This is a genomic window from Micromonospora sp. NPDC005291 (genome assembly GCF_040607415.1).
Taxonomy (GTDB): Bacteria; Actinomycetota; Actinomycetes; order Mycobacteriales; family Micromonosporaceae; genus Micromonospora.
Window position 1 is genome coordinate 249,646 of the sequence record NZ_JBEXGR010000007.1, and the last position, 6,665, is coordinate 256,310.

The following is a 6,665-nucleotide window of genomic DNA, read 5'->3' on the forward strand; positions in this document are numbered from 1 at the left end:
GATCAACGGTCCGGTCCGGGGTTAGTCGAAGAAGCGGGCTAGGTGGGACTGGGGTGCCGGGTCCTCGTCGGGGGGTAGGGGGGTTAGGTCAGCGAAGATCGAGGCACCGTCGCAGCCGGCGTGCAATGGGTACCACCGTGGGATGCCCGGTGGCCGGCCCTGGCAGATCCCCTTGAACGTCTGCACGTCCATCAGCCGGACATGGGTCGGGTCGGCCACCGCGTTCACGTGCCCCCACCAGGGGCTCATCACGTGCAGTACGCCACCCGGACGGAGCACCCGGTGGCACTCGTCCACGAGCGGCAGGAAGTCGATCAGGTGCTCCAGGATGTGCACCGCGAAGAGGACGTCCACCGAGTTGTCGGCGAGCGGCAGCGAACCGGACAGGTCCGCGACCGCGTTCACCCCCGGCGCCGGGTAGATGTCCAGCCCCAGATTGCTCGACCACTGCTTGGTCGGCCCGCAACCGAGGTCCACGACCACCGGCGCCCGCCCGTCGATGCCAACTCGACACCAGACGCCGTAGACGCCGGCCATCCGCCCCACCAGGTCCCGTACCAGCCGCAACTGCGCGGGTTCGGCGACGTCCCCGCTCAGATGGGCCACCCCCCGGTCGAACCGCACCTCGATCGCCAGGTCCCGCAGCCGGTCGTCGTGCCGGACCTGCTCTGACCATGCGCGAGCGAGGAAATCGTCGATCGCCCGCAGCCGGTCGGCCGAGGGCGGAGTCTGTGCCAAAGCGACCATTCGGGCCACCTCCCGCCGCGCGATACCCGCAATCGCGCCCGGTATGCCCCGCCTCGTCGACCTCGTCGGTCGCTCGGCGTGGCCGTTGTTGGGCGTGTCGCAGCAGGCGCGGGCGCACCAACCAGGGCGACGACCGCCGGGATCGGGCGGGATCGGCGGGTGGGCGGGGGCAGGTCCTCGACGAGCATGATGCCTGTGAGGCATAAAAATGACTCACAGGCATAAGTCTCACCGGAGACACCGGTCCCTGCCCGGTCCGTGCCGGACCCGCGAGGGCCAGGCCCCGAGCCGAAGCCTCGTGCCGGAGCCGCAAGGGCAGCGCCGCAAGGGCAGCGCCGCAAGGGCAGCGCCGCAAGGGCAGCGCCGCAAGGGCAGCGCCGCAAGGGCAGCGCCGCATCGGGGTGCCTGGAGCGGTCGGGTCAGCCCGAGAGGGTACGGCGGCCTCCACGCATCCGCTGGCGGGGTGGCGGAGCGGCGGATTTCGGCCGTTTGAGGTGATAGCGGTGCAGCTCATGGTTGCCGGGCAGGGACGGGTCCTCGCTCATGGCGACCAACTCCCAGCCCTGGTCGCCGGCCCGGTTCAGGTGGGCCAACGCGGTGTCGCCGTACGGCGTCACGTCGACCATTGAGCCGTCGGGGCCGTACCAGACGAAGACGACCTCCCAGCCGAGGTCGTTGGTCGCGGCCTGACGGCGGCGGACCAGTAGGGCGTACTCCCACTTGAGCATGGCGACATTCTCACCCCGCGCTGGCCCGCCGGCACGGATCAATCCTCGGCGATCCGCCCGGCGTCGACCCGCAGCCGTCGGTTCGTCTCGATGGCGGCCAGCATCCGTCGGTCGTGAGTGACCAGCAGCAGCGTTCCGGGGTAGCTGGCCAGCGCCGATTCGAGCTGCTCGATGGCGGGCAGGTCCAGGTGGTTGGTGGGCTCGTCGAGCACCAGCAGGTTGACCCCGCGCCCCTGGAGCAGGGCCAGCGCCGCGCGGGTCCGCTCACCGGGGGAGAGGGTGGCCGCCGGCCGGGGCACGTGCGCCGCACGTAGCCCGAACTTGGCCAGCAGGGTCCGTGCGTCCGCCGGCGTCAAGTGGGGTACGGCCGCCTCGAACGCGTCGATCAGCGGCGCGTCGCCGAGGAACAGCCCTCGTGCCTGGTCCACCTCGCCGACCACCACCCCGGGCCCGAGAGAGGCGGTGCCGGCGTCCAGCGGCAGCCGGCCGAGCAGCGCGGCCAGCAGCGTGGACTTGCCCGAGCCGTTCGCCCCGGTCAGCGCGACCCGGTCCGCCCAGTCGATCTGGAGGTCGATCGGGCCGAGGGTGAACCCGCCTCGGCGTACCACCGCACCTCGCAGCGTGGCCACGACGGCGCCGGCGCGGGGGGCGGCGGCGATCTCCATCCGCAGCTCCCACTCCTTGCGGGGCTCCTCGACCACGTCGAGCCGTTCGATCAGGCGTTCGGTCTGCTTGGCCTTGGCCGCCTGCTTCTCGCTCGACTCGCTGCGGAACTTGCGGCCGATCTTGTCGTTGTCGGTGGCCTTGCGACGGGCGTTCTTCACGCCCTTCTCCATCCAGCCACGCTGGGTGCGGGCGCGCGCCTCCAGGCCGGCCCGGGTGTCGGCGTACTCCTCGAAGTCCGCGCGGGCGTGCCGCCGCGCCACCTCGCGCTCCTCCAGGTAGGCGGCGTAGCCACCGCCGTAGTGGTGCACCTGCTGCTGCGCCAGATCCAACTCCAGCACCCGGGTCACCGTGCGGGTCAGGAACTCCCGGTCGTGGCTGACCAGCACCGTGCCGGCCCGCAGCCCGGTGACGAACTCCTCCAGCCGATCCAGCCCAGCCAGGTCCAGGTCGTTGGTCGGCTCGTCGAGCAGGAACACGTCGTACCGGCTGAGCAGCAGCGACGCCAGCCCGGCACGGGCTGCCTGGCCGCCGGACAACCCGGTCGTCGGGTGGTCCAGGTCGACCGCGAGCCCCAGGTCGGCGCTCACCTGCTCGGCGCGTTCGTCCAGGTCCGCGCCGCCGAGGGCGAGCCAGCGCTCCAGAGCGTCGCCGTACGCGTCGTCGGCGCCCGCGGCGCCGGCGGTCAGTGCCTCGGTCGCCGCGTCCAACGCCGCCTGCGCGGCGGTCACGCCGGTCCGCCGGGCCAGGAAGTCGCGTACCGTCTCGCCCGGCCGCCGTTCCGGCTCCTGCGGCAGGTGCCCGACGCTCGCGGTGGGCGGGCTGAGCCGCACGCTGCCGGCCTCGACCGGGAGCAACCCGGCGAGGGTACGCAGCAGCGTCGACTTGCCGGCTCCGTTCGGCCCGACCAGCCCCACCACGTCGCCGGGGGCGACCACCAGGTCCAATCCGGCGAAGAGTGGGCGGTCACCGTGCCCGGCGGCCAGGTCCTTGACGATCATCGTGGCGCTCATCAGGACGGCAGCCTATCCGGCCGCCCGCATACGACCGGCCGGCAGCGGGCAGACTCAACGACGTGGTGACCACACTGGCGATCGATTGCGGCGGCGGCGGCATCAAGGCGTCGGTGCTTGACGAGGCCGGGACGATGCGGGCCCGGCCGTTGCGGGTGCCGACCCCGTATCCGCTGCCGCCCGCGCTGTTCGTCCGGACCCTGCTGGACCTGGGTGGGCGGCTGCCGGCGGCGGACCGGCTGACGGTCGGCGTACCCGGGATGATCCGGCACGGGGTGGTGGTGACCACACCGCACTACGTGACCCGCAACGGCCCACGCACCCGGGTCGATCCGGACCTGCTCGCCGAGTGGTCCGGCTGGGATGCGCGGGGCGCGCTGGCCGATGCGTTCGGGGTGCCGGCGCTGGTGCTCAACGACGCCGAGGTGCACGGCGCCGGGGTGGTCGCCGGCACCGGCTGCGAGCTGGTGCTGACCCTGGGGACGGGGCTGGGCAGCGCGCTCTTCGACGGCGGGGTGCTCGCACCGCACCTGGAGCTGTCCCACGCGCCGGTGCGCTGGGGCACCACCTACGACACGTACGTGGGTGAGCCGGAACGCCGGCGGCTCGGCGACGCCTTCTGGTCCCGCCGGATCCGGCAGGTGGTGGACGGGCTTCGCCCGGTGTTCCGCTGGGACCGGCTCTATCTGGGCGGGGGCAACTCCCGACTGATCCGGCCCGAGCAACTGGCGCGGATGGGCGACGACGTGGTGGTGGTGCCGAACACCGCCGGGATCGTCGGCGGTGTTCGCGCCTGGGAGCTCTCCGTGGGACGTCGGGACGCCCGCGCCTGAACCCGTCGCGGCCGGAACTGACCCGATCTCGACTCCCGGGAACAGTCGCCAAACGCCCAGTGTTGTGCCAGCGTCGGAACAGGTGACGGTGCGACCCGAGGAGGTGGGCAGATGGATCTTCTGGCGGACTACCGGCGGGCGACCATGTTCTTCGAAACCGGTGACCCGAGCGGAGCGGCCCGACTGCTGGAGCCGATCGTCGACGCCGAACCCGGTAACGCGGCGGTCCGGCAGTTGCTGGCCCGGGCGTACTTCCAGTCGGCCCAGCTCAACCGGGCCGAGGAACACCTGCGGGAGCTGGTCGACCGGGACCCGAGCGACCACTACGCGCACCACGTGCTCGGTCGGACGCTGGAGCGGCTGAACCGACACACCGACGCGCTGCGGCACCTGCGGATCGCCGCCGCCATGTACGCGACAAACGACGACTACCGGACCGCGCTGGAGCGGGTGGAAACCCGCGTGGGCGGCACACGCTGAGCGTGAGCGGTGACGTGTGAGGGGCGGTCCTTCGGGGCCGCCCCTTCGTCGTCCGGCAGGTGGCCCATCGGACATGCCTAGGATGGCGGACATGGGACCTGACCGGCCGGGGGCTGCGGCATGAAGCTCAAGCTGGACCTGCACGAGATCTTCAACAAGGGCCAGGACATCGACCGCGCGTTGCGCGGGATCATGGACGAGGCGGTGGCGAAGAAGGCCACCCTCGTCGAGATCATCCCTGGCAAGGGCTCCGGCCAGCTCAAGAAGCGGGTGCTGCGGTTCCTCGACCAGAAGGACGTCAAGCAGCTCTACCACCGCGTGGAGAAGGACTCCAAGAACTTCGGCCGACTCTTCGTCCACTTCCGCTGGAAGTAGCGACGGCATGGCCTCTGACCTGCATAGCAGGCCGCTGCCAGGGCCGATAAATCGGGCAAGGACACGGTTACCGTAGCGCTTTACCTGCTCGGCTCTCGGTACAGGCTGTTCCAACGGCTGAAAGTCGGACCGGGGCGGACAGAGGGCTACCGCATGACCACCGATACGGACCTAGCGGCTCTCCGTGCAACCGGACAGTTGCTGTGGGAGAACCGTCGGTACGGTGCTGTCTACGCCGTTGACCAACCGGGCCTCATCAATGAATTAGCGCGGCATGTTCCCGTGGTGCACCTCGGCCAGGCCGAGGCGGTTGACGCCATCCGATCCTTCGACCCCTCGACGAGTTGGACCGTAGCGTCCCTCTGGTGCCCTCGGGAGGTAGCAGAGAAGCGCGCCCGTGACCGAGGTACGGGTGACCTAGAGGACCGCATGAAGGCGTGGGATCAGACCCGGCCGCTCGACCAGGCCGATGTCTATATCGACACTGCGGCTTGCCCCCCAGATCAGGCGGCGCGGTTGATTCACCAGACCGTGTCGCGCCGTTCGGCGCGCATCGCTCAGTAGCCAGAGCCGGGCCGATGACGGCCGGACTGCCGGCGTGTCTAGTCCCACCTGATGCTTGACGGATCCGTCCCAGCTGTCGCTTGACGGTTGGCCTAGGAGTCAGGTTCCGCAGTCGCCATGCATGACGGTGACCAGTCGAGTGAGTTAAGGAGGTGTGGCACGACGCGGTCGTACTCAGCCTGTGTCCCGATCGCAGGTCGATGCTCAGGATGGGCCAGGTAGTACCGGATGGCGGCACAGAGAAACCGTGGGTCTATGTCGTCGCTGCGCAACCGTTGCCGGTACACGTGAAGGCCGTGTCGACGCACCAGCTCGGGCCGACCGTAGTTCAGGCGCACGGTGCGGGCCGTCGGGGATGGCGGCAGCGTCGGGACGGTCGGTACGGCGTCCCAGCGGACGACGAGCCAGCCCGTGATGCCGCGCTGCCGCAGGCCGTCGGGCCGAATCTGCACGCTCGTGTCACGCCACGCGATGACGATCCACAGGACGAGGACAGCCGCCCAGCTCAGCTCGAGCAGCTGGTCTGGCAGGAATGGCTCTGATCCCCAGTCGCGGATGACGTTGCCAACCATGCCGGTGGCAATCGGGAGAAAAGCCAGCGCCATGAAGACGAGTGCGGGCTGTGGCGGAGCGCTGAATGCCGGCACGCGTGGTTGGACCAGGAAGGCCTTCGGCCGGTCCCAGGCCGACGCGACGATCCCCAGCATCAGGAAAACCGCGGAAGCGGCCGCCATCGCCGGAAACGTGCGTTGTCCCAGGGACGGCACCCAGACGTGGACCAGAAGGTAACCAACGGACAGGACCAGGGCGACGATCAGGATGGCCCGGCGGCGACGCCCTGCGGCTGCGAGGAAGCGGGTGATCACGTCGGCAGGGTACGGCCTCCGATTGTTCTGACCTACGGTTCCCGAAGTCGATCATGTCAAGCATCTGGTGGGACGCAGATGTAAAGCATCTCCCGTGACGGGACAGCCGGACTGCCGGCGATGTTGTGCAAAGTTTCTGTACGTCTTCAAGGCGGCCCGAGACGGGCCGCACGCGCCGCCGCCAGGGCGCGCGGCCTGCACTCCGCTGCCGCTCCGCTCCGGCCACGCAGAACGCCCGGCGGCTGGCGCGGAGGGCAGGGAGCCCGGGGCCGCCGCAGACGGGATAGCGGGGAGAGTGGTGGAGGTTCGTCGCCGGCAGCCGGCCGCACCGCGCCTGAGCAGCGCGGCGCAGGGAAGGGCGCGCCGGGTCCGCGCGGTAAGCCCCAAGCATGGGGG

7 protein-coding genes are annotated in these 6,665 nt (G+C 70.5%); 3 read left to right on the forward strand and 4 right to left on the reverse strand.

Translation table 11 applies throughout. The features are described 5' to 3' along the window. Nucleotides 1-21: 21 nt before the first annotated feature. The 3 genes from ABZT18_RS13480 to ABZT18_RS13490 form a co-directional block, all read right to left on the reverse strand. Entirely contained in the window at nucleotides 22-747 is a 726-nt protein-coding gene (locus ABZT18_RS13480; protein ID WP_354996789.1) for a methyltransferase domain-containing protein, read from the reverse strand. A gap of 419 nt (nucleotides 748-1,166) precedes the next feature. After that, on the reverse strand, nucleotides 1,167-1,475 hold the full coding sequence (locus ABZT18_RS13485) for a hypothetical protein (RefSeq protein ID WP_354996788.1): 309 nt from the start codon (nucleotides 1,473-1,475) through the stop codon (nucleotides 1,167-1,169). Between the two features lie 38 nt (nucleotides 1,476-1,513). Continuing rightward, nucleotides 1,514-3,151: an ABC-F family ATP-binding cassette domain-containing protein gene (locus ABZT18_RS13490; RefSeq protein WP_354996787.1), complete on the reverse strand. Its 1,638-nt coding sequence runs from the start codon at nucleotides 3,149-3,151 to the stop codon at nucleotides 1,514-1,516. A 62-nt stretch (nucleotides 3,152-3,213) separates the two neighbouring features. Here ABZT18_RS13490 and ABZT18_RS13495 point away from each other — a divergent pair, with 62 nt between their 5' ends. From ABZT18_RS13495 to ABZT18_RS13505, 3 genes are all read left to right on the forward strand, one after another. Further along, nucleotides 3,214-3,984, forward strand: coding sequence for an ROK family protein (locus ABZT18_RS13495; RefSeq protein WP_354996786.1), 771 nt, complete (start codon nucleotides 3,214-3,216; stop codon nucleotides 3,982-3,984). A 111-nt stretch (nucleotides 3,985-4,095) separates the two neighbouring features. After that, nucleotides 4,096-4,464 carry a tetratricopeptide repeat protein gene (locus ABZT18_RS13500; RefSeq protein ID WP_354996785.1) on the forward strand — a complete coding sequence of 123 codons (369 nt, stop codon included), beginning with the start codon at nucleotides 4,096-4,098 and terminating at the stop codon, nucleotides 4,462-4,464. A gap of 120 nt (nucleotides 4,465-4,584) precedes the next feature. Continuing rightward, nucleotides 4,585-4,839, forward strand: coding sequence for a Smr/MutS family protein (locus ABZT18_RS13505; RefSeq protein ID WP_007465523.1), 255 nt, complete (start codon nucleotides 4,585-4,587; stop codon nucleotides 4,837-4,839). A 656-nt stretch (nucleotides 4,840-5,495) separates the two neighbouring features. Here ABZT18_RS13505 and ABZT18_RS13510 read toward each other — a convergent pair. Beyond that, complete coding sequence (locus tag ABZT18_RS13510) at nucleotides 5,496-6,269, reverse strand: hypothetical protein (protein WP_354996784.1); 774 nt, start codon at nucleotides 6,267-6,269, stop codon at nucleotides 5,496-5,498. Between the last annotated feature and the right edge of the window lie 396 nt (nucleotides 6,270-6,665).

Bases quoted from the DNA above. Each gene is read 5' to 3' on its own strand.
- ABZT18_RS13505 (WP_007465523.1), top strand. From the start codon at position 4,585: ATGAAGCTCAAGCTGGACCTGCACGAGATCTTCAACAAGGGCCAGGAC.
- ABZT18_RS13480 (WP_354996789.1), bottom strand. From the start codon at position 747: ATGGTCGCTTTGGCACAGACTCCGCCCTCGGCCGACCGGCTGCGGGCG.
- ABZT18_RS13485 (WP_354996788.1), bottom strand. From the start codon at position 1,475: ATGCTCAAGTGGGAGTACGCCCTACTGGTCCGCCGCCGTCAGGCCGCG.
- ABZT18_RS13490 (WP_354996787.1), bottom strand. From the start codon at position 3,151: ATGAGCGCCACGATGATCGTCAAGGACCTGGCCGCCGGGCACGGTGAC.
- ABZT18_RS13500 (WP_354996785.1), top strand. From the start codon at position 4,096: ATGGATCTTCTGGCGGACTACCGGCGGGCGACCATGTTCTTCGAAACC.